Source organism: Paenibacillus sp. CECT 9249, from assembly GCF_918697855.1.
GTDB lineage: Bacteria > Bacillota > Bacilli > Paenibacillales > Paenibacillaceae > MSJ-34.
Genome location: NZ_CAKKLI010000028.1, coordinates 1 through 22,960 on the forward strand (window position 1 = coordinate 1; position 22,960 = coordinate 22,960).

The window sequence follows — 22,960 nt, forward strand, 5'->3', positions numbered from 1 at the left end:
GAAAGTGTATCCACATAATGTTGACTTGAACCGAACGAACTGGGAAACCTCCACTTTTTTACAGTCCGCGAGGCAGATCCACTATATTCAGTGTTTGATATTACGGGCTTTCGAAATTTAGGATAAACAGTATTTGGGTATCGTACCTAAGACTTACGCGGAAGGCGTACTGCAGGACGTTCATTGGTCCGGCGGAGGCTTCGGTTACTTCCCGTCTTACTCGCTCGGCAATATGTACGCCGCCCAATTCATGCATACGATCAAGCGGGAAATACCGGAGTTCGACCGTTTGATCGAACAAGGAAATTTCCAGCCGGTCAAAGCTTGGTTGATCGACAATATTTATCGTCACGGCAAGCTGCTGACGCCGGCGGAAATCGTACAAAACGTGACCGGGGAACCGCTCACCCCGTCCTACTTGATCGATTATTTGGAAACGAAGTTTAAAGATATTTATCGTCTGTAACGGAAACGCACGGAAACGCAAAAACTCTCCCAACGCTTGCCGCTAGGAGAGTTTTTTTGGTTAGTACCCGTAGATTTTGGTACTGTATATCACGAGAGTCAGTATGATAATTAGAAAAATAATAGCATAAAATACGAGGCCGATAATTCCGCATACCAATCCTGCGATTGCCATCCCTTTTCCGCCGTCTCCCGAACGTTTGATTTCGTTAAACGACAGTTTCGACATAATAATCGCGATAATCCCGATAATAAAGCCGATATATGGGATAATGATTGCGCAAATGCCCAGCACGAGCGCGGCGATCGCTTTGCCGTTCGTCTTCGGGCTCGTCGGATAAGACGGATACGGAGGGGGATAGTGTTGCGGTTGAAACTCGCTCATAGACATAGCTCCTCATGGAAATTTTTAGATTGATATCTTTACATAGTCCATTCTACTTATTTAAGCCGTTTTTTTCAAAATGTTTTTTTCTGCCGCCCGCGAAGGGCGGTTTTCTTTTTGCGGTTCGCGATTAACGCTTTTTTGGGCGCATGCATACATTACAATACAGCTTTAATTCGAGAAGATTGGAGGGATAAGCATGCATAAGCGAACCATGATCGTCGCATTGGTCTTTCTGTTGTGCAGCAGCCTTGGATTAGCGGCCTGTTCGGGGGGAAACGGCGGCAACGCGAAGGTCAAAATCGGGGAAGTAACGCGCTCGATTTTTTATGCGCCGCAATACGTCGCCCTTTCGCAAGGATTTTTCGCCGATGAAGGGCTGGATGTGGAATTGCAGACGACGGCGGGCGGCGACAAGACGATGACGGCATTGTTGTCGGGCGTCATCGATGTCGCATTGGTCGGGTCGGAAACGTCGGTTTATGTGTACCAGCAAGGATCGGAAGATCCGGTCATCAATTTCGCACAGCTCACGCAAACGGATGGAACGTTTCTCGTTTCGCGCACGCCGGACGATGATTTTCAATGGGACGATTTGAGAGGAAGCACATTTCTTGGGCAGCGCAAAGGGGGCATGCCGCAAATGGCCGGCGAGTTCACCTTGAGAAAACATGGCATCGATCCGCAGCAGGATTTGAATTTGATTCAAAATGTCGATTTTGCCAACATCTCTTCGGCGTTCGCTTCGGGAACCGGCGAATACGTTCAATTGTTCGAACCGGAAGCGTCGATTTTCGAAAAAGAAGGCAGAGGTTATGTGCTCGCTTCCTTCGGCGTGGAAAGCGGCCGCTTGCCGTATACCGTGTTCATGACGAAACAAAGCTACATGCAGAAAAATAAAGAAGTGGTGCAAAAATTTACGAACGCCGTCCATAAAGCGCAGTTATGGGTGGATGCGAACAGTCCGGAGAAGATCGCGGATGCGATTTTGCCCTATTTCAAGGACGCCGATAAAGATATCGTCCTTCGCGTCGTGAAACGGTACAAAGATCAAGGCTCCTACGCCGCCGACCCGGTGTTGGACGAAGAAGAGTGGACCAACTTGATGGCTGTAATGAGCGGCGCGGGAGAATTGAAGCAGGAAGTGCCGATCGACCGTATCGTCGATAACTCCTTTGCGAAGGAAGCGAAAGAGAAAGTAAAGCCGTAAGCAGGGAGGTCATACCAATATGATGCCAATGGTGGAATTGAAAGAAGTAACGCAAGTGTATGTGACGGACCGGGAAGCGACGCTTGCCGTCGACTCTTTTTCCATGCGCGCCGCTTCCGGCGAGTTCGTCAGCTTGGTTGGTCCGAGCGGCTGCGGCAAGACGACGATATTGTCCATCATTGCCGGACTGATCCGGCCGACGAGCGGCGAAGTAACGGTAAACGGCGTGTCCGTTCGCGGTCCTTCGCCTCAAGTCGGGTATATGCTGCAGCAAGATTACTTATTTCCTTGGCGGACGATTTGGCAGAATGCCTGTATCGGGTTGGAACTGACAGGCGGGCTGACTCCGCATAAGCGGGATTATACGCTTCATTTGCTGGAAGAAATGGGGCTTGCGGACACGATGAAGCTGTATCCGCATCAATTGTCAGGGGGAATGCGGCAGCGCGTCGCCCTTGTCCGGACGCTTGCGACGGATCCCGATATTTTGCTGCTGGACGAACCGTTTTCCGCGCTCGATTATCAAACGAAACTGCAATTGGAAGATCTAATCGTCGCCGCGATGCAACAACATCGCAAAACGGCGATTTTAGTAACGCATGACTTGTCTGAAGCGATTGCGGTCGGCGACCGCGTCATCGTGTTGGAACGAAATCCGGGCCGGTTCCGAAAAGCGTTCGACATCCCGCAGCATATTCGCGATACGCAGCCGCTATATGCCCGCGAACAGGAAGGATTCAATCAATTATTCCGCGACGTCTGGAAAGAACTCGAAACGTCGGAAGAGAAGGGGTGATGTGCCGTGGCGAACATGCAAGACGCCCTCCAATCGATCTATCAATCGCATCGGAAACGGTTTAAGAAGAAGCAAAGGCTCGTCCTTTCGGTCCAAATCGTCATCTTAATCGCGTTTTTCGCCATGTGGGAAATTGCCGGTCGCCTGAAGTGGATTGACGTTTTATTGTTCAGTTATCCCAGCAAAGTGTTCGCGCAAATTGCCCGGGATTCGTTAGACGGATCGTTGTGGCCGCATCTCGGAATCACCGTCGGAGAGACGATCGTCGGTTTCCTGCTCGGCACATTGTTCGGGACGGGGCTGGCCATGTTGCTATGGTGGTGGGATTTTCTGGCGAAAGTTGTCGACCCCTATATGGTTGTATTGAACAGCATGCCGAAGGTGGCGCTCGGGCCGCTGTTTATTGTGAGCTTCGGTCCCGGTTTTATGGCGATCGTCGCGACGACGTTGTCAATTACCGTCATTATTACGACGCTAGTCGTGTACCAAAGTTTTCGCGAAGTGGATCCGAACTTCGTCAAGGTCGTCCGCGTGTTTGGCGGGAATAAACGGACGGTATTCCGGAAAGTCATCTTGCCCGCATCCGTTCCTGCTATCGTATCGACACTCAAGGTGAACGTCGGCCTGGCTTGGATCGGAGTCATCGTCGGCGAATTTCTCGTCGCCAAGATCGGACTCGGTTATTTAATCGTGTACGGTTTCCAAGTGTTTAATTTTACGCTTGTCCTCTCTACATTGATTATCATTGCGGTCGTAGCTACCGCTATGTATAAACTGGTCGCCTACATCGAGCGCAAATTGGCCTGAGTTGTGCGGCAATCGCATATGAAGTACCATAGAGAAGAACCGAACGTTGCCCGCATGGATCGAATCGGTAGAAATTTATGCTGCAGAGGGTTGAATCTATGGGAATACGTGTCATCAAGACTGCGATCGCAACGATGCTCGCGGTCATCGCCGCCGATCTCGCCGGGCTCCAATCGCCGTTGTCGGCGGGCTTGCTCGCCATACTCGGCGTGGAAGTGACGAGGAGAAGAAGCGTGCGCACGATCGTCGCCCGCTTTACCGGCTCCTTGCTCGGCCTGTTTCTAGCCAGCTTGCTCTTTAAGCTGCTCGGCTTCGACATATGGGTGCTCGCGCTTTACATTTTAGTTGCGTTTCCGCTGCTTGCCCGCGCCAATTTGAAAGACGGTATCATTACAAGCTCCGTCGTCGTATTTCATATTTTCGGCAAACAGGAAGTGAGCATGCTCGCGATCGGCAATGAACTCGCTTCCCTCGCCGTCGGTTTTGGCGCGGCAACGGCGGTGAATTTGATCTATATGCCGAAAGTCGACGAACGTTTATCTACGGTAAGGAACCAAGCGGAACAGCTCTTCTCCGCGATATTCGTCCAAATCGCCAACCATTTACGAGACGGCAACTACATATGGAGCGGCCGGGAATTGCTGGAAGCCCAAGAAGCGATCGACAGCGGCATCCAACTCGCGAATAAATCGGTCGAGAATCAATTGATTCGTCCCGACGATTCATGGCTTGTTTATTTTTATATGCGACAGCAGCAATTGGAATCGATTGAAAGAATGATGGCTATAATCTCTCAAGTATACCAAATTTTGCCTCAAGGGGCGTTGGTGGCGGAATTGTTCGAACATTTGAGCGAAGACGTGAAGGAATCTCATTATACGGGCCGGGTGGAATTGTTGTTAGGCCGATTGGAAGAAGAGTTCCGCAATATGGAGCTGCCGCGCTCGCGAACGGAATTCGAAGTGCGGTCCGCTATATTGCAACTATGCCGGGAACTTGGGCAATTCTTGGCAATAGCCAAAAAAAATAAGCCCTTATCTATGGCGGAAAAGTAAAATATATTAATTGCCGCGAGAAATTATTGTCACCCTAGACGAATGTCCTGCATACACTTTAATTGAATGATTGTATGGAGGAGGTTAATTCGATGGCAATGACAGATAAACATCATTGTAGAGAGATCATCACGAAAGCGATCTGCGGCAAAGGTCGTAAGTTCTCCACCGTAACGCATACCGTAACTCCGCCTCATAATCCGACCAGTATATTGGGGGCATGGATTATAAACCATCAATACGAAGCGGTTCGTGCAGGCGACGGGATTGAAGTGATCGGTACTTACGATATCAACATCTGGTATTCATACGACAAAAATACGCAGACGGATGTAGCTAAAGAAACGCTATCATACGTTGACCTCGTTCCATTGTCGTATCTGGATCCGAAACATAGAGCTTCTACGGAGGAAGTGTCTGCGGAGGCAACGCAAGAGCCGAACTGCGTAGAAGCTAACGTTTCTTCGAACGGAACAAGTGTATCGATACGTGTGGAACGGGAATTCGCGGTAGAAATGGTCGCCGAAACGAAAGTTTGTGTGAAAGTATGCCCGAACGGCTGTGGGGATCTGGATGACAAGGATTATGATTTCGGCGGCGAAGATAGCGATTTTGAAGATTTGGATCCGGATCTGTTGGATGAAGAACTGTAGATCGTTTTTTGTTACTCTATCATATGCAGCAGGCACGACAGCGTAGAGGGCGGGAGCCCTCCTTTTTTTCCGCATCGGAAAAAAATTTTCGAATTGCATTGCCGAAAGGCTCATCTCATGGTTTCAGGCCGGGAGGGACGGACTTGGAAGAAGATGCCGTATGGACGGACGGGAGAGGTATTTTCGTTCAATATGTCCCGCGCCGCAAACCGGAACGTTTGCTGCGCGCCATTAGCGAACGCGGCGCCGGCAAGAAGGCGGCATTGGAATCGGTTGCGGAGCCGAATAGCGCGGGAGCGCCGCATGCCTTGTGGATCAATTGGAGCGGCGGCAGGATACCGCCGCTGGCGGATCGGGCGGCCCCGGCCCGGCTGCGCAAAACGATCAACGAGCGGGCCGACGCCTTCCAGGCGATGACACCGGAACGGATCGATCGCGCGCTCCGGCGAAACGGGCTCGCTTCGGCATGCGCGCAAACGGAAGGCGAAGCGCGGCGGACGGGTTACGATAGGATCTTGTTCTCCCGCCGCTATAAGCTGTACGTCTTCCACTTGCGGATCGCCGCCATCGTTCGGCTGGCCGATCGTCCGGGCGATCCGGTCGGCGAACGGAGAATCGATGCCGATGCGGACGTACCGTTGCACAAGAAGATGACGCGCATCGCGGTGCGAGCAGCGTACAGCTCGGGAATCGACGCGGCGGAAGTGATCGTCGCGGCAAGAGAGCAAGGCCGATTGTATGTCGAATCGGTCTCGTTGCCGTGCGCCCGTATGGCCGATTGGCTTGCGGAGGCGTATGCGGAGGAGATCGTCGCATGCCTGAATCGGTTCGCGGAGGAGCAGGAGCGGACGGAACCTCCCGTGCTCGGCATGGATCCGGAATTTATCCTGTTCGATTCCGAGCGGGAGAAAGTCGTTGCGGCGTCGCGCTATTTGCAAGTTCAGGGCGCCGCAGGATGCGACGCCTTCCGCATCGCAAGCCGGGACCGAACGTTGCATCCGCTGGCGGAATTGCGGCCGGAGCCAAGCGCCGAACCGCGCCAGCTCGTCGTCCATTTGATGCGAACGATGCGGATTGCCGCCCGGCAAATAACCGACCCTTCGCTGCATTGGCTGGCCGGCGGCATGCCCCGCCGCGGTTGGGCGCTCGGCGGGCATATCCATTTCAGCCGTATATGGTTGAACGCCGAATTGCTGCGTGTGCTGGACAATTACATGGCATTGCCGCTTGCGCTCATAGAGGATCGTTCCGCCGCCGGACGCAGGCCTCGTTACGGCAGCTTGGGCGATTTCCGCGAGCAGCCGCACGGCGGATTCGAATACCGTACGCTGCCCAGTTGGATCGTTTCCCCGGTCGTGACGAAAGGCGTAGTCGCTTTGGCGCAGTTGCTCGCGATGCGGTACCGGCGTTTGAATCGCCGTCCCGCCTTCGAGGAAAGGCTGCTGCAGGCGTATTGCGACGGGGATGCAGACATGCTGTACGACGCCTTCCCGCCGTTGTACGAAGATTTGTCCCGGCTCGAAGAGTACGACCGGTACGCGGATTACATCGAGCCGCTCATGCGGCGGATCATGGCGCGCAAGCGGTGGGACGAACAAGCCGACATTCGCCGTTATTGGAAAATCGGCATCTTCTCATGAACATCGGGTTTGTTTCTGTTATAATAAAAAGATCAGGATAGTAGTTGGAGGTTCATGCATGCCGAAATATACGCCAATGATCGAACAATATTTATCCGTCAAAGCCGAAGCGCAGGACGCCTTTTTATTTTTCAGGCTGGGCGATTTTTACGAAATGTTCTTCGACGACGCCGTACTCGCGGCGAAAGAACTCGAAATTACGCTGACCGGCCGCGAAGGCGGAGCGGAAGAGCGCATCCCGATGTGCGGCGTGCCGTATCACTCGGCGGAAAATTACATACATAGACTTATTGAAAAAGGGTATAAAGTCGCGATTTGCGAACAGGTGGAAGATCCCGCGGCGGCGAAAGGCGTCGTGCGCCGCGAAATTGTACGCGTCGTCACGCCGGGCACGGTCATGGAGGGCAAAACGGTCGGAGAGCGGTCGAACAACTATATCGTCTGCGCAACCGAGCATGACGGCTATTACAGCATCGCCGCGGGCGATCTGTCGACGGGCGAATTGTACGTCACTTCGTTCCCGCGTTCCGACGAACGGCTGGCGGATGAAATCAACGTTTACTCGCCTTCGGAAATGATCGGCGACGGAGCCGCATTGGAACAAATGCGCAAAAGCGCGGCAAGCGTCAGCTATCCGGTCTTAATCACGGAATGGAGCCGATCCGACGACGAGTTGGCGCGGCGTCAATTCGGCGAGCCGGCATGGGCGCGGCTCGAATCGGCCCGCCGCCGCAGCGTATCGCTCCTTGTCGCCTATTTCAGCGAAACGCAGAAACGTTCGTTAGGACAATTCACGCAAATTCGCGATTACGAACCGGAACATTATTTGATTTTGGATCCTTTCACGCGCCGCAATCTGGAATTGGTCGAAACGGTGCGCGACCGCTCGAAGAAAGGCTCTTTGCTATGGCTGCTGGACCGGACGGAAACGTCGATGGGGGCCCGACTGCTGCGGCGCTGGATCGACAAGCCGCTGCTGCAGCGCGCGCTCGTCGAAGAACGCCAAGAAGCGGTGGACGTGCTGTATCATCAGTTGATTGTGCGGGAAGACATTCGCACGCAGCTGAAAGAAATATACGATTTGGAACGGCTTGTCGGACGGATCGCGTTCGGCAACGCGAACGGCCGCGATCTGCTCGCGCTCAAGACGTCCTTGCGCCAAATTCCGGCGTTAAAGGCGATTTGCGCCGAATCGGCGTCTTCCACGCTGCGGCGCTTGGCCGCCGGCCTGGACGAATGTACGGATGTAGCCGATTGGATCGACGCGGCGCTCGTGGACGAGCCTCCGGTATCGGTGCGCGACGGCGGCGTCATCAAGACAGGATACGATCCCCGCTTGGACCAACTGCACGAGGCGAACGTCAACGGCAAACGGTGGATTGCCGATCTGGAGCGGCGCGAACGGGAAGCGACGGGCATTAAATCGCTCAAGATCGGATTCAACAAAGTGTTCGGCTATTATATCGAGGTGACGAAGGCGAATGTCGGCGCGTTGCCGGAAGGACGGTACGAGCGGAAGCAGACGCTGACGAACGCGGAGCGTTACGTCACGCCGGAATTGAAGGAGAAGGAAGCTTTAATTCTTGAAGCGGAAGAGAAGATGACGGGGCTTGAATACGAGCTGTTCGTGGAGCTGAGAACGCGGATCGCCGGGCAAATCGGCCGATTGCAGGAGCTGGCGGAGAAGGTGGCCGAAATCGACGTATACCAATCGTTCGCTTCCGTAAGCGCAGCCGGACGATTTACGAAACCGAAGCTGACCGACGGCTACAGCCTCCATATCGAGGAAGGGCGCCATCCGGTCGTCGAAGCGGTCATGGACGGCGGCTCGTTCATCGCGAACCGGACGAGCCTCGACAAGAACGACGCCAACATTCTGCTCATTACCGGTCCGAACATGGCGGGGAAGAGCACTTATATGAGACAGGTGGCGCTCATTTGCATTATGGCGCAAATCGGCTGTTTCGTTCCGGCGCAGTCGGCGGAAATTCCGATGATCGACCGGATTTTCACGCGGATCGGGGCCGCGGACGATTTGATCGGCGGCCAGAGCACGTTTATGGTCGAAATGATGGACATCCAAGTGATGACGGAAAAGGCGACGCCGCGCAGTCTGGTCATTATCGACGAGCTCGGGCGGGGAACGTCGACCAGCGAAGGGATGTCGATCGCGCAAGCCGTGATCGAATACGTCCATAACTTTATCGGCTGTAAAGCGCTCGTATCCACCCATTTTCACGAGCTCGCGCATCTGGAGCAAAGTTTGCCCGGATTGCGCAACTACTGTATGGCCGTCCAGGAGAGCGGGGATAAAGTCACGTTTTTGCGCAAGCTGATTCCCGGCGCGGCGAGCACCAGCTACGGCATTTATTGCGCCCGTTTGGCCGGGCTGCCGGACAGCGTTATCGATCGTGCCTATGCCCTTCTGCAAGGCTTCGAGCAGGCCGAGGTCGCCGCGGCGGCTTCGTGGGCGCGGGGGGACGAAGCGGGCGGGGAACGGAAGGCCGCCGAATCTGTTGAGGCGGAAACAGCGATTGCGGATGCTGCGGATGATACCGTTAGGGCCGAAACGGCGGCAATCGAGACGGAGATGGAAGGGCCGCAGGTCGTGCAGCTTGCCATGTTCGGCGAAGAGACCGAGCCGACACCGAAGCCGTCCAAGAAACGTGAATTGAAAATGGAACGGGTCATCGAGCAATTGAAGGCGGCGGACGTCATGAATATGACGCCGCTGCAGGCCATGCATTTGCTGAATGAGTTGAAAATGCAAATGAAAGATCTGTAACGCGCGGCAAGGGAGGGAGAACAATGTCGAAAATTCAAATTTTGGACGAGCATATCGCCAACCAAATCGCGGCCGGCGAGGTGGTGGAACGGCCCGCGTCCGTGGTGAAGGAACTCGTGGAGAACGCGATCGATGCGGGCGCCACGAAAATCGACGTTTCGGCGGAGGAGGGCGGTCTGCAATCGATCCGCGTTGCCGATAACGGGGCAGGGATTGAAGCCGACGATTGCGAGGCGGCTTTCTACCGTCACGCTACGAGCAAAATCGCGTCAGGGCGCGATCTGTTCCAAATTCGCAGCCTCGGGTTCCGCGGCGAGGCTCTCCCGAGCATCGCCGCGGTGGCCAAGGTGGAATGCGTTTCTTCCGCGGAAGAGAGCGGCTTGGGACGCCGCATCGTCATCGAGGGCGGTTCGCTTAAAACGAACGAAGATATAGCAGCCGCCAGAGGAACCGATTTCCAAGTGAAGGAATTGTTTTATAATACGCCGGCGCGGTTAAAGTATATGAAGACGATTCAAACCGAGCTCGGCCATATTTCCGATACGATGTACCGGATGGCGCTCGCTTATCCCGGCATTGCCTTCACGCTCAAGCATAACGGCAATTTGCTGCTGCAAACGGTGGGCAACGGCGATCTGCTCCAAGTGATTGCGGCCGTTTACGGAACGGCCGCCGCGAAAGCGATGCTGCCTGTCGAAGCCGAGCATTTGGATTTTACCGTATCCGGTTACGTGAGCAAGCCGGAACAAACCCGGTCCAACCGCAATGCGATTTCCACTATCGTCAACGGCCGGCATATTCGCAATTACGTATTGAACCAGTCGCTGCTGCAGGCTTATCATACGTTTCTGCCGATCAATCGCTTCCCGCTTGCCGTGCTGCATTTCCGAATGCATCCGTCGCTCGTCGATGTCAATGTGCATCCGGCGAAGCTGGAGGTTCGCTTCAGCAAAGAGCAGGAATTAAGCCAGTTCGTACAGCAGGCGGTCGGCGATACGCTGAAGCGTCAAGTGATGATTCCGCAAGGAGCGAAGCCGGCGGCGGCCGCCAAATCCGGCGATTCGGTCATCCAGGAGCAGCTGCAGTTCTATGCGGCGGCGGCCGAATCGGCGCGAACGCATTCGGCGCCGCTTCCCGGTGCGCCGCAATCCGGCGGCGCGGCAAGCGGCGCGCAGGAAGCGCCGCCGGCTCAGCGCGGCGAGCGGGAACTGCCGCCCCGGCCGGGCGCCGCTGCGGGCGACGCCGCCGAACGGTACGCGCCGGAGCCGCCGCGCACCGGCGCTGCGCCGCAAGCGCCCGCCACCCGCGGCCGGGCGGCGGAACCGCGGGAAGCCGCCGTGCCGCCCGCCGCGGCGCAGCGCGCGCAGCAGGCATACGCCGCGGCGGAGTCCGCGCGGCTGCCGGCGTTCCCGCAGTTGTCGCTGATCGGCCAAATGCATGGCACGTACTTGATCGCGCAGAACGAGAACGGACTATACCTGATCGATCAGCATGCCGCGCACGAACGGATCAATTACGAATATTACTTCGAACAATTCGGCAATCCCGCAGACGCCGCGCAAGAGCTGCTGCTTCCGATTACGCTCGAATTTACGCCGTCCGAAGCCGAATTGCTCAAGACGCGGTTGCCGCTGTTCGAACAGGCCGGAGTCGTATTGGAGCATTTCGGCGGCCAGACGTTTCTCGTTCGCGCGCATCCGTACTGGTTTCCAAAAGGGGACGAACAGGAGCTTATTCAGGAAATGGCCGAGTGGGTGTTGAAGGAAAAAGCGGTCGATCTGGCCAAATTGCGGGAAAAATCGGCGATTATGTGCTCATGCAAAGCGTCGATCAAGGCGAACCAAAAAATATCGGCATTGGAGGCGGACGTATTGATTGAGCGATTGGCCGCATGCAAGCAGCCGTATACATGCCCGCACGGCCGTCCGATTATCGTCAGCTTTTCAACATACGAGCTGGAAAAAATGTTCAAGCGCGTCATGTAGGCGGCCTGAACCCGCGCTATTTATCCGGCTGGAAATGGGATTTATTAACTAAGAACATCGGTGTCCGAGAGGACCTTTGATTCATTTTTTCCCGTCAGGAAAAGGAATTTGTGGGCGGAGAGATAAAAAGATTATAATAGGGGGGAGATCATGCTTGTAACGACGGCGGATTCCGCTTCAGTACATATGATCCGGCGGGCGGAGAAGCTCGCGGAGGAACTTGGCTGCCGTTATGCGCCGAGGGCGAAATTGTCGCTCGGCAAATTGATCCGCAAGTACAATGAAGCGGATGTACTTGTCGTGACGGAGCAGCAAATACGTTATGTCCGGCTGGACGGAGAGTCGCTGTCCTTCCATCCGAGCATGTCGTTCGTTCGGGTGAAGCGGCTCATTCGCGGCGATGCCGATGCGATGATCGAGGCATGCGGTTTGCGGCCGGGCGACTCGGTGCTTGATTGTACGGCAGGATTCGCGTCAGATTCGATCGTATTCGCCTATGCCGTCGGCAGCGGCGGTTCGGTCACCGCGCTCGAGAGCGAACTGCCGATGTACGGTCTCGTCAAGACGGGGCTGCAATCGTACGAAACGGATGTGCCGGAAATGAACGAGGCGATGCGCCGCATCCGCATGGTGCATGCCGATCATAACGAATATTTGCGGCAAATGCCGGCGGGGAGCGTGGATTTCGTCTATTTCGATCCGATGTTTCGCGACCCGTTGACGCAGTCGTCCGCGATGAATCCTTTGCGCGCATTGGCCAATCACGCTTCGGTAACGGATGAGGCGATCCGGCTGGCGAAACGGGCCGCCCGCAAGGCGGTCGTGCTCAAGGAACAGCGCGGCAGCGCCGAATTCGGCCGGCTGCGGTTCACGGAAATTTGCGGAGGAAGCCATTCAAAAATTGCATACGGAGTGATCAGGATTGCCGCTAACGACGAATAGACCCCGCTTGCTCGTGCTGGTCGGCCCAACGGCCGTCGGCAAAACGAAACTGAGCCTGGAGATTGCCAAAACGTTCGATTGCGAAATCATCTCGGGCGATTCGATGCAAGTGTACCGCATGATGGATATCGGCACGGCCAAAATTCCCGAGCGGGAACGCGAAGGCATTGCGCATCACATGATCGATATTCACGATCCGGATGATGCGTTCTCGGTCGCCGAATTTCAAGCTCGATGCGGTGCGCTGATCGAGGAGATCGGGGCGCGGGGCAAGCTGCCTTTCATCGTCGGCGGCACCGGGTTGTATGTCGAATCGGTCTGCTACGGCTTCGAGTTTACCGAAGGCGGGTCGGACGAAGCGTTCCGGCAACGGCAAGCGGATTATGCCGCGCGGTTCGGTGCGGACGCCCTTCATGCCAAATTAAGGGAAACCGATCCGGCCTCGGCGCAGCGATTGCACCCGAACGATCAACGCCGCATTATACGGGCGTTGGAGGTTTATCATTTGACCGGCCGTACGCTGTCGGAGCAATTGGCCGCGCAAAGCAAACAGTCGCCGTACGATCTGTGCATCATCGGTTTGACAATGGATAGGCAAATGCTATATAAACGAATTGAGCAGCGAGTTGACGAGATGATGGAACAAGGTCTCGTGGAAGAGGTAAGGAGACTGCTTGCTCGCGGATACGGCAGCGATCTTGTGTCGATGCAAGGGCTCGGATACAAGGAAATCGTTCTATATTTGCAAGGAAAAGCCGAGTTGGCGGAGGCGGTAGAGCTGCTGAAGCGGAATACGCGGAGATTCGCCAAGCGGCAATTGTCATGGTTTCGCCACATGAATGACATTCATTGGGTCGATATGACACAAGTTGAAAATTTTTCTGCTCCCCTGTCCACGATTCGTGATATAATAGCAGGAAAGTTTCAATTAAATCTTGAATATACATCAGAACAGCCTAATTGATAATATTTGGGGGTACGTGTAATGAATAAAACCATTAATATCCAGGATACGTTCTTGAACCAATTGCGCAAAGAAAATATACCGGTAACGGTATATTTGACGAATGGTTATCAAATCAGAGGGGTCATCAGAGCTTTTGACAATTTCACGATTGTCATCGACAGCGAAGGACGCCAGCAAATGGTTTACAAGCATGCCATTTCAACCTTTCAGCCGCAAAGAAACGTCTCGCTGATGCAGGACAATCAGAACGACGCTTAGCAGGAAACGAAACTTTTTCCCCTTTTGTTGCGTTATAAATGAATAGAATGAGCCCTGAGCAACCCATCAAGGGTTGTTCTTTTCATTCAAACTATAGAGAGAGAAACATTAATGCAAGGGAGTCGGTGAACTTGACGAAGAAACCGGAGTCACGAAGCGACAACAGCAAGAAGCCACAACCGAAGAAAAAAAGAAAATGGGGGAAACGGCTGTTTTGGTGGTCGTTCTTCACGGTTGCGCTAGCCGTGTTTTGCGCCATCGCAGGTTTTCTATTTATTATTTTGAATGGAGAAAGAATTTTGGCGGCGAGCGGGGACGATCCTTTTATTATGGATGAAACGTCGATCGTATACGATATTAACGGCAACGAGGTGTCCAGGCTGTTCGCTGAAAATCGCGAGCCCGTCAAATATAGCGAATTGCCCGAGATGGTCGTCGATGCGTTCGTCGCTACCGAGGACCGAAGATTTTTCGAACATCAAGGGGTCGATCTGTGGTCGATCGGACGCGCGGCGGTGAAAGACGTGATCGCCCGTAGCGCGGTCGAGGGCGGCAGCACGATTACGCAGCAGCTTGCCAAAAACTTGTTCTTGTCGATGGACAAGACGTTTTTCCGGAAAGCGACCGAAGTTTCGATCGCCTTAGCCTTGGAAAACCATAAGACGAAGGAAGAAATATTGGAATTGTATTTAAACCGCATCAATTTCGGGAAAGGGGCGTACGGCATCAAGGCGGCGTCCAAACGATATTTCGGAAAAGAAAATTTGGACGACCTGGAGCTATGGGAAATCGCGACGTTGGCGGGGATTCCAAAAGCGCCGACCCATTACAACCCGATCAACCAGCCGGAAAAATCGAAAAACCGCCGCGCGGTCATCTTGAAACTCATGTACGACCAAGGCTATATTACGGCCGAACAGATGAATGAAGCGGCCGCGGTGGAATACGATCCGGACAAGGCGCAAGTAGCGAAACATTCCGAATCTACCATTGTCGATTATGCGATCGCGGAAGCGGAGGAAGTATCGCAATTGACCGAAGACGAGCTGAGACGGGGCGGCTACAAAATTTATACGACGATGGACGCGGGCGCCCAGAAGGCGATGGAAGCCGCATTCGAGAACGACGAATTGTTCGAGAAGGGTCCGGAAGATCAGCAAGTGCAGGGAGCGATGGTCATTACGGACCATCATACCGGGGGCATCGTGGCCATGGTCGGAGGCCGGGATTACGTGCGCAAAGGATTGAACCGCACGCTCGTGCCGCGCCAGCCGGGTTCGGCCTTCAAGCCGATCGCCAGCTTCGGTCCCGCTCTGGAAACGGGCCAGTGGTTCCCGTGGTCGATGCTGAGCGACGAGAAGCAATGCTTCGGCGATTATTGCCCTTCCAATTTGAGCAAGCGGTATGCCGGTCAATTATCGTTGGAATATGCGTTGCAGCAATCGATCAATACGCCGGCCGTCTGGCTCTTAAATGAAATCGGCGTGAAGCAAGGCTACGAATTTGCCCAAAAATTAGGCATTCCGCTTGGTAAAGACGATCGCAACCTGGCGATTGCATTAGGCGGATTAACGCATGGGGCCACGCCGCTGCAAATGGCCGATGCGTACAGCGCGTTTGCGAACGGGGGCAAATATTTGCCGTCCTATTCGGTCGTTCGCATCGAGGATCGCAACGGCAAAACGGTATATCAATACAAGCAGCCGAAAGGCGAACGCGTCATGAGCGAGAAGACGGCTTACTATATGACGGAATTGCTGCAGAAGGTCGTAAACGAAGGAACCGCGAAACGGGCGAAATTGGATCGGCCGGTCGCCGGGAAAACCGGAACCGCGCAGCATGGCATTAAAGGATTTAACAGCAGCGCCAACCGCGACGTCTGGTTTGTCGGATATACGCCGGAATGGACGGCCGCGGTATGGATGGGATACGATAAAACCGACCGGCAGCATGTGCTGAAGAACGGCAGCGGCCAGGCGGCCACAATGTTCAAAGAAGTCATGTCCAAGGCGCTCAAAAACCATGAGAAGAAAAAATTCGAGAAACCGGAAGGGATCGACGAGGTCAAAGAGCCGGACGTTCAAAAGGTGACCGGTCTAACGGCCGAGTATTCCGTGCAAACCGGATTGGTTACGCTGAATTGGAACTCCATATCGTCCGATCAAGATGTGACGTATCGAATTTATCGCAAAGAAGATACGGAAAGCAAAGCGACTCTTATCGGCGAAGTCGTCTCGAACGATTATGAGGATATCAACGTATACCCGAACGCCACATACGAATATTACGTCACTGCATATATTGCTTCCCTTCGCTTGGAGACGGAGGCTTCCGGCAAAGTGAAGCTGACGATCGACAGCGATCTGCCGCCGATCGATACGCTGCCGCCGGATACGACGGATCCCGGCCAGGCGACTGACCCGCCGGACGAATGGAATCCGGGAGAGGATCCTGATTTCGGCAACGGATCGCAGGATGGATCGGATCCCGCGAACGGCGGCCAAGGAAACGGCGGCAATCAGGGCAATAGCGGGAACAATGGCAACGGCCATGGCAATAACGGGAATAACGGCAATGGGAACGGGAACGGCAATGGCGGCAATGGGGGCGAAGGCGATTCCGATCAGGGAATGCCTCCGGACGGGTCGATCAACGGGGGCTTGGAAGACATGCTCCCGAATTTCGACGATCCTAACGCCGGGCGCTAATCTGCGATGCGTGGTTTGCCATCGTATGATTGCATAGTGAAAACAAAAATAGGGGGCAACATATGAAATCCAAGAAAAAGCAATGGACGTTGTTACTCGTCGCTGCATTAAGCGCCCTGCTCGTACTGGGCGGCTGCGGGCAGAAAAATCAAAATGACGCCGACGGCAACGGGCATCCGGTGCAAGAGCAAGAACAAAGCCAGGGACAAAATGAAGAGCAAGATCAGGGCAAAACGATGTCTTGGGATCATCCTCCGGAGATGAAGATCGATCCGAAGAAACAATATACCGCTTTGGTTCAAACGTCCAAGGGCGATTTTACGATCGAACTGTTCGCCGACGAAGCGCCGATTACCGTCAACAACTTCGTATTTCTGGCACGGGAAGGATATTATGACGGCATCGTATTCCATCGCATTATGGAAACATTCATGATTCAAGGCGGCGATCCGTTAGGCAACGGCAGGGGCGGGCCGGGCTACACGATTCAGGACGAGCTTGACACGACGCGCAAGTACGAGCCGGGCATTGTCGCGATGGCGAAGACGCCGAAGCCGAATTCGGCCGGAAGCCAATTTTTCATCGGCACCGGAGCCGATATCGATGTTCTCAACTCGATGCCGGACTATCCGATCTTCGGGAAAGTAACCGAAGGGATGGATGTTGTGAAGGATATTGCGGCCACGCCGACGGACTGGGACCCGAGCGGAAGAGAGCAAAGCGTGCCGAAGGAAAAAGTAACGATTAAAACGATCGAGATTACGGAAAAATAAATATAACCGCGATGAAACGCGTTTCGAACTTGGTTCGGAACATTCGTTTGAACAATACGCGCCCAGGGCGCGTTTTTTGTTTCGAAGTCGACATCGTAAGTGTGGTGAAACTTTTCCAAGTGTGGTAACATTTTTTGTAGAACCGACGGAAAGGGTTATTTCATGAAACGTAAATTTTCTGATCGCGCCAACTGGCGCAGAATTATTAGCAAACAATTTATATCGCATTATATGGAGCAGCCGGAATTTACCGGATATGTCACCCTATATACGATCGAACGGTTGAAGGAGCCGTTGTGGAAAGAATACGACGGACAGACGTTATGCTTGGCGGATGAAGGATACTCCTGGTTGCAATATTTTCCGAAAGGAGAGCATTTTATCGTAACCGCAATGTTCGACGACCGTCAACGCATCATTCAATGGTATATCGATATTTGCAAATCGCAAGGCGTTACCGAACAAGGAGTGCCTTGGTTCGACGACTTGTTTCTGGACATCGTCGTCCTCCCGTCGGGAACCGTTATTTTGATGGATGAGGACGAATTGGACGAAGCGCTGATCCAAGGCGAGATTTCTCAGGAGGATTACGAGCTGGCGACGGAAACCGCGCAACATTTGCTAAGGCAAATTTCGGCGCATGTATTCCCATATTTTGTGATGTCGCAGCGTCACCGCAGCCATGAATTCGGTTCCGACCGAGGGCCGGAACATCGATGAACGTTCATATCGCACGCAAGCGCCGGACTCCGGCGAGGAAACGGATCGCGCTTCTCATACTGTTCGTTGCCGTCTGCGGCCTGCTATGGTTCGGATATACGCAATGGATTATTCGGACGGCCGCCGATTCGCCGCTGCCGGCCCGTTCCGACGTGGGCATCGTTCTTGGCGCATCGCTCTGGAACGACCGTCCGAGCCCGGGCTTGGCGGAACGGTTGGATCATGCTTTGTCGCTCTACAAGAGAGGCGTCTTCCGCAAAATCATCGTTACCGGCGGATTGGACAGTCCCGAGATGACGCTGACCGAAGCGCAAGGGATGCAGCAGTATCTTGTCGAGCGCGGCGTGCCGCCGGAAGATGTGTATCTGGAGAACGAGGCGACGAGCACGCTGGAAAATTTGCTGTTCAGCAGCCGCATCATGGCCGACCATAATTGGACATCGGCCATCGTTGTGACTCATTCGTTTCACGGCGCCCGCGCGCTGGAGATCGCCCGATTTCTCGGCTATGCGGACCCTGTCGTTTCCACGATCGAATCGAGGGTGCTGAACATGCTGTGGTATCAAACCCGCGAATCGCTCGCTTATACGAAATGGAAGCTCGATCGGCTGTTGATTTCGCTTCGGCTCAAAACTGCTAATATGTGAGACGAAGATAGAATACATTGATAAAGAGTTCAGCCCCTAGAATAAAATGAGGTGATGCTGCAATGGACGGACGTATGCTGGCGTCAGGGCAATCGAACGCGGCTCGGCCTTCTCGGCAAATCAGTGTTATTCTAAGAAATCAGGAGCCGCCGACCATTTCGCAAGCCGCGGCGGAACCCGCGGCGCAACCATTCGGGAAGACGTTGCCCCAGCACGGCCATTTTGCCGAAATTCAGAAGGAATTGGAACAGCTTATCGGCTTGGATAATATTAAAGAATTAATGTTTGAAATATACGCTTTGCTGCAAGTTTCGCAAATGCGAAACGAGGCGGGCCTGCAAACGGGAACGCAGGTATACCATATGGTGTTCAAGGGGAATCCGGGAACCGGCAAAACGACGGTGGCGCGCATTGTCGCCAAGCTGTTTCAGCAAATGGGTGTCTTGTCGAAGGGCCATCTAATTGAGGTGGAGCGCGCCGATCTTGTCGGCGAGTATATCGGGCATACGGCTCACAAAACCCGCGATCTTGTCAAGAAAGCGCTCGGCGGCATTTTATTTATCGACGAAGCATACAGTTTGGCGCGCGGCGGCGAGAAAGATTTCGGCAAGGAAGCGATCGACACGCTCGTCAAAGCAATGGAAGATTACAAAAATCAATTCGTTCTTATTTTAGCCGGATATAACGATGAAATGGATTTTTTTCTGCAGACGAATCCGGGCTTGCCGTCAAGGTTCCCGATTCAGGTCGATTTTCCCGATTACTCGATTGACCAGTTGATTCAAATCGCCGAGTCGATGGCCAAGGAACGCGATTACATGTTTATGCCGCAGGCGATCGCCAAGCTGAAGCAGCATTTGCAGCAAGAGAAAACGGATTCGCTCCATTCGTTCAGCAACGGCCGCTATGTAAGAAATGTGATCGAGAAATCGATTCGAAATCAAGCGGTTCGCCTGCTGCATCAGTATCAGCAATCATCGCCCGGCAAGCTGGAATTAATGACGCTGAAGATCGAAGATTTGCGGTTGGACCAATCGTAGTTGCAATACGGGACGATTTCGGCGCGAACGGACAAAAGGAGCTAACATTTTCGATGTCAAAAACGACTTACGATACGGAACGCCAGGTGCAGGATCGGGCGGTTCTGGTCAGCCTTGTTACCAGTGAAATGAAACGGAATGAGATCAATTACGAGCAATCGCTGCTAGAATTGATCAAGCTGGCAGAGACGGCCGGCGTCGAGGTGCTTGCGACGATGACGCAGCAGCGGGAGACGCGGGACGCCAAATGGTTCGTCGGCAAAGGGAAAGTGGAAGAATTGAAGGCGCTTGTCGATGAGCTCGGTGCGAATACGGCGATTTTCGATCAAGAATTGGCCGGCGCGCAAGTGCGCAACCTGGAAGAAGCGCTTGATATGAAAATAATCGATCGGACGCAGCTCATATTGGATATTTTCGCGCAACGGGCGAAAACGAAGGAAGGGATCATTCAAGTCGAGCTGGCGCAATTGACTTACTTGCTGCCGCGGCTATCGGGCCATGGCAGAAATTTGTCGCGCCTCGGCGGCGGCATCGGAACGCGCGGGCCGGGGGAGACGAAGCTGGAAACGGACCGGCGCCATATTCGCGGACGCATCGGCGAGTTGAAGAGGCGATTGGAAGAGGTGGTTCGGCATCGTCAGCTGCATCGGGAACGCCGCAAGAAGACGGGCATTTATCAAGTGGCGCTCGTCGGCTATACGAATGCGGGCAAATCGACGCTCCTCAAGCAATTGACGCATGCGGACGTCTATGTGGAAGACCGGTTGTTTGCTACGCTCGATCCGACGTCGCGTACGCTCGAACTGCCAAGCGGCAAGGAAGTGGTCTTGACCGATACGGTCGGCTTTATTCAAAATTTGCCCCATGATCTCATCGCCGCCTTTCGCGCTACGTTGGAAGAAGTATGCGAGGCGGATTTAGTGCTGCATGTCGTGGATTGCTCTTCGGACATGCGCGAGGAGCAGATGGAGGTCGTCGATCAAATATTGCAGGAACTCGGGGCGGCCGATAAACCGCAAATTACGCTGTTCAACAAAATCGACATTTGTTCCCCGGAGCGACTGGAATTGCTTCCGGCAGGCGATGACTTTCTGAAGATCAGCGCATACCGCCCGGCCGACCTTGAACGGATCCGGACGGCAATTCAAGAGAAGCTGATGGGGGACACGCGCATTTTCCGCATTCCGGCAGATCGGGGAGATGCGATCGCGTTGCTCTACCGTTGCGGGGAAGTATTGGAGCGGACCGAAGACGAGCGGGAGGATGGGACGCTTGTTTTCCATGTCAGGCTGCACAAGTCGGACTATGGCATTCACGGCTACAAGCTGGAGCCGTACAGCGAATAATAAGCAATTGCAGCAAGGGAGAGACCATCGAAATGACGATATTTACGGAAGCATTGTTACAAGCGAAAGAACAAGTGGAAGAGATGATCGCCGGGAGACTGCGCGAGGTGGAGCGAATCGTCGAAGCGAATCAGTGGAAGGTGATCCGGGCATTCCAACGCCGGCAAGTTAGCGATTTTCATTTTGCCGGCTCGACCGGTTACGGGTATAACGACCGGGGAAGGGAAATATTGGACGAAGTCTATGCGGATGTGTTCGGCGCGGAGGCCGCGCTGGTGCGGCCGCATTTTGCTTCCGGGACGCATACGATTGCGACGGCGCTGTTCGGTGTATTGCGACCGGGCGACGACCTGTTGTATATTACAGGAAGACCTTACGACACGCTTCATAAAGTGATCGGCAAACCGGGAGACGGAACGGGCTCGCTGCAAGATTTCGGCATCGGCTACGGCGAAGTTCCGCTTCACCCGACCGGGGAAGTGGACTGGGCGGAAGTCGAACGCAGCGTCTCCGGCCGGACGAAGGTGATCGGCATTCAGCGTTCGCGCGGCTACGATTGGCGCTCGTCGTTTACAGTAGAGCAAATCGGCGAGATGGCGCGGCGCGTCAAAGCGATCAAACCCGACGCGATCGTCTTTGTCGACAATTGCTACGGAGAATTTACGGAAGTGCAAGAACCGACCGAGGCGGGCGTCGATTTGATGGCGGGCTCTTTAATCAAAAATCCGGGCGGCGGCTTGGCGGAAACCGGCGGATATATTGCCGGCAGACGGGACTTGGTCGATTTGGCCGCCTGCCGGTTGACGGCGCCGGGCATCGGGTCGGACGTTGGAGCGATGCTCGGCACGACCCGCTCGATCTACCAAGGGCTATTTCTTGCGCCGACATTGGTTGGACAAGCGGTCAAAGGCAGCGTGTTCGCCGCCGCCATGTTCGAGCGCCTCGGCTTTACGACGCGACCGCGTTGGGACGAGGGCCGGACCGATTTGATCCAGGCGATTCAATTTACAAGCGCTGAACATTTGATCCAATTCGTGCAAGGAATTCAGAAGGCGGCGGCCGTAGACGCGCATGTCGTGCCCGAGCCGTGGGACATGCCCGGATACGAGCATCCGGTTATTATGGCCGCAGGAACATTCATCCAGGGCGGCAGCCTAGAATTGTCGGCCGATGCTCCGATTCGCGCGCCGTATATCGCTTATATGCAAGGCGGACTAACGTACGCCCACGTGAAATTCGGCGTGCTGACCGCCGTCGAAGCGATGATAAAAAAAGGTATTGTAAAGTTATCTAACATATCTTGACACCTTTTTTTGCAAAAGTTAAAATGAGTACAGATTAAAATAATTGAAAGGCGGATGCATGATGGGGGATGAATTGCGGAGAAATATGGCGCTTTTCTCGATCGGAACCGTCATCAAGCTGACCGATTTGACAGCAAGACAGATACGTTACTATGAGCAGCAGAAGCTGGTCAATCCTGTGCGCACTGCCGGGAATCAACGTATGTTCTCGTTTAACGACGTCGATCGGCTGCTGGAAATCAAGGCTTTAATCGAAAAAGGCGTGAACATTGCGGGAATTAAACAAGTAATGACGCCGATCGAACAGTCCGAGGAAGCGACTGCGATCAAGAAAGAGAACGGAGCGAAGCGGGAAGAACTTACGGATACCGATTTGCATCGCATTTTGAAGCAGCAAATTATGTACGGTAGAAAACCAGGACAAGTTACGATGATTCAAGGCGAGCTGTCCCGTTTTTACAATAAATAAACAAT

Annotated in this window: 20 protein-coding genes and 1 pseudogene; 20 read left to right on the top strand and 1 reads right to left on the bottom strand. The window is 54.1% G+C overall.

The features are described from left to right. Positions 1-124 precede the first annotated feature (124 nt). A pseudogene (locus LQ229_RS18025) lies at positions 125-466 on the top strand (carboxypeptidase M32); the annotation flags it as partial. A 60-nt stretch (positions 467-526) separates the two neighbouring features. Here LQ229_RS18025 and LQ229_RS18030 read toward each other — a convergent pair. Next, the gene (locus LQ229_RS18030; protein WP_230192466.1) at positions 527-850 is read right to left on the bottom strand and encodes a DUF4190 domain-containing protein; all 324 of its coding nucleotides are present in this window, start codon (positions 848-850) and stop codon (positions 527-529) included. A 199-nt stretch (positions 851-1,049) separates the two neighbouring features. On the opposite strand from LQ229_RS18030, the gene LQ229_RS18035 reads away from it, so the two are divergent. The 19 genes from LQ229_RS18035 (at position 1,050) to LQ229_RS18125 (ending at position 22,955) form a co-directional block, all read left to right on the top strand. Then, a complete protein-coding gene (locus LQ229_RS18035) occupies positions 1,050-2,060 on the top strand; it encodes an ABC transporter substrate-binding protein (RefSeq protein ID WP_230192467.1) in 1,011 nt (336 codons plus the stop codon). 19 nt (positions 2,061-2,079) lie between these two features. Next, positions 2,080-2,856 carry an ABC transporter ATP-binding protein gene (locus tag LQ229_RS18040; RefSeq protein WP_230192468.1) on the top strand — a complete coding sequence of 259 codons (777 nt, stop codon included), beginning with the start codon at positions 2,080-2,082 and terminating at the stop codon, positions 2,854-2,856. Between the two features lie 15 nt (positions 2,857-2,871). After that, entirely contained in the window at positions 2,872-3,663 is a 792-nt protein-coding gene (locus tag LQ229_RS18045; RefSeq protein ID WP_230192496.1) for an ABC transporter permease, read from the top strand. Between the two features lie 98 nt (positions 3,664-3,761). Further along, positions 3,762-4,718: an aromatic acid exporter family protein gene (locus LQ229_RS18050; RefSeq protein WP_216538850.1), complete on the top strand. Its 957-nt coding sequence runs from the start codon at positions 3,762-3,764 to the stop codon at positions 4,716-4,718. Positions 4,719-4,810: 92 nt separating this feature from the next. Then, positions 4,811-5,371: an outer spore coat protein CotE gene (locus LQ229_RS18055; protein ID WP_216538851.1), complete on the top strand. Its 561-nt coding sequence runs from the start codon at positions 4,811-4,813 to the stop codon at positions 5,369-5,371. A gap of 143 nt (positions 5,372-5,514) precedes the next feature. Beyond that, on the top strand, positions 5,515-7,011 hold the full coding sequence (locus LQ229_RS18060; RefSeq protein ID WP_230192469.1) for a hypothetical protein: 1,497 nt from the start codon (positions 5,515-5,517) through the stop codon (positions 7,009-7,011). A 58-nt stretch (positions 7,012-7,069) separates the two neighbouring features. Next, positions 7,070-9,796 (top strand): DNA mismatch repair protein MutS, encoded by a 2,727-nt coding sequence (mutS, locus tag LQ229_RS18065; RefSeq protein WP_230192470.1) that lies wholly within the window; start codon positions 7,070-7,072, stop codon positions 9,794-9,796. A 23-nt stretch (positions 9,797-9,819) separates the two neighbouring features. Then, on the top strand, positions 9,820-11,781 hold the full coding sequence (mutL, locus tag LQ229_RS18070) for a DNA mismatch repair endonuclease MutL (protein WP_230192471.1): 1,962 nt from the start codon (positions 9,820-9,822) through the stop codon (positions 11,779-11,781). 150 nt (positions 11,782-11,931) lie between these two features. Further along, positions 11,932-12,723, top strand: coding sequence for a class I SAM-dependent methyltransferase (locus tag LQ229_RS18075; protein WP_230192472.1), 792 nt, complete (start codon positions 11,932-11,934; stop codon positions 12,721-12,723). Continuing rightward, a complete protein-coding gene (gene miaA, locus LQ229_RS18080; protein WP_230192473.1) occupies positions 12,704-13,687 on the top strand; it encodes a tRNA (adenosine(37)-N6)-dimethylallyltransferase MiaA in 984 nt (327 codons plus the stop codon). The genes LQ229_RS18075 and miaA overlap by 20 nt, the downstream gene beginning before the upstream one ends. 21 nt (positions 13,688-13,708) lie before the next feature. After that, positions 13,709-13,948 carry an RNA chaperone Hfq gene (gene hfq, locus LQ229_RS18085; RefSeq protein WP_216538857.1) on the top strand — a complete coding sequence of 80 codons (240 nt, stop codon included), beginning with the start codon at positions 13,709-13,711 and terminating at the stop codon, positions 13,946-13,948. A 131-nt stretch (positions 13,949-14,079) separates the two neighbouring features. Continuing rightward, positions 14,080-16,656 carry a PBP1A family penicillin-binding protein gene (locus LQ229_RS18090; RefSeq protein WP_230192474.1) on the top strand — a complete coding sequence of 859 codons (2,577 nt, stop codon included), beginning with the start codon at positions 14,080-14,082 and terminating at the stop codon, positions 16,654-16,656. A 62-nt stretch (positions 16,657-16,718) separates the two neighbouring features. Next, positions 16,719-17,429: a peptidylprolyl isomerase gene (locus tag LQ229_RS18095; protein ID WP_216538858.1), complete on the top strand. Its 711-nt coding sequence runs from the start codon at positions 16,719-16,721 to the stop codon at positions 17,427-17,429. A 162-nt stretch (positions 17,430-17,591) separates the two neighbouring features. Continuing rightward, entirely contained in the window at positions 17,592-18,149 is a 558-nt protein-coding gene (locus LQ229_RS18100) for a DUF402 domain-containing protein (protein ID WP_216538859.1), read from the top strand. After that, positions 18,146-18,796 (top strand): YdcF family protein, encoded by a 651-nt coding sequence (locus LQ229_RS18105; RefSeq protein ID WP_230192475.1) that lies wholly within the window; start codon positions 18,146-18,148, stop codon positions 18,794-18,796. The genes LQ229_RS18100 and LQ229_RS18105 overlap by 4 nt, the downstream gene beginning before the upstream one ends. Positions 18,797-18,858: 62 nt before the next feature. Further along, on the top strand, positions 18,859-19,836 hold the full coding sequence (spoVK, locus tag LQ229_RS18110; RefSeq protein ID WP_216538860.1) for a stage V sporulation protein K: 978 nt from the start codon (positions 18,859-18,861) through the stop codon (positions 19,834-19,836). Between the two features lie 53 nt (positions 19,837-19,889). Next, a complete protein-coding gene (hflX, locus tag LQ229_RS18115; RefSeq protein ID WP_216538861.1) occupies positions 19,890-21,182 on the top strand; it encodes a GTPase HflX in 1,293 nt (430 codons plus the stop codon). 32 nt (positions 21,183-21,214) lie between these two features. Continuing rightward, positions 21,215-22,486, top strand: a complete 1,272-nt coding sequence (locus LQ229_RS18120) for a methionine gamma-lyase family protein (RefSeq protein WP_216538862.1) — start codon at positions 21,215-21,217, stop codon at positions 22,484-22,486. 61 nt (positions 22,487-22,547) lie between these two features. After that, positions 22,548-22,955: a MerR family transcriptional regulator gene (locus LQ229_RS18125; protein ID WP_290370052.1), complete on the top strand. Its 408-nt coding sequence runs from the start codon at positions 22,548-22,550 to the stop codon at positions 22,953-22,955. Positions 22,956-22,960 lie beyond the last annotated feature (5 nt).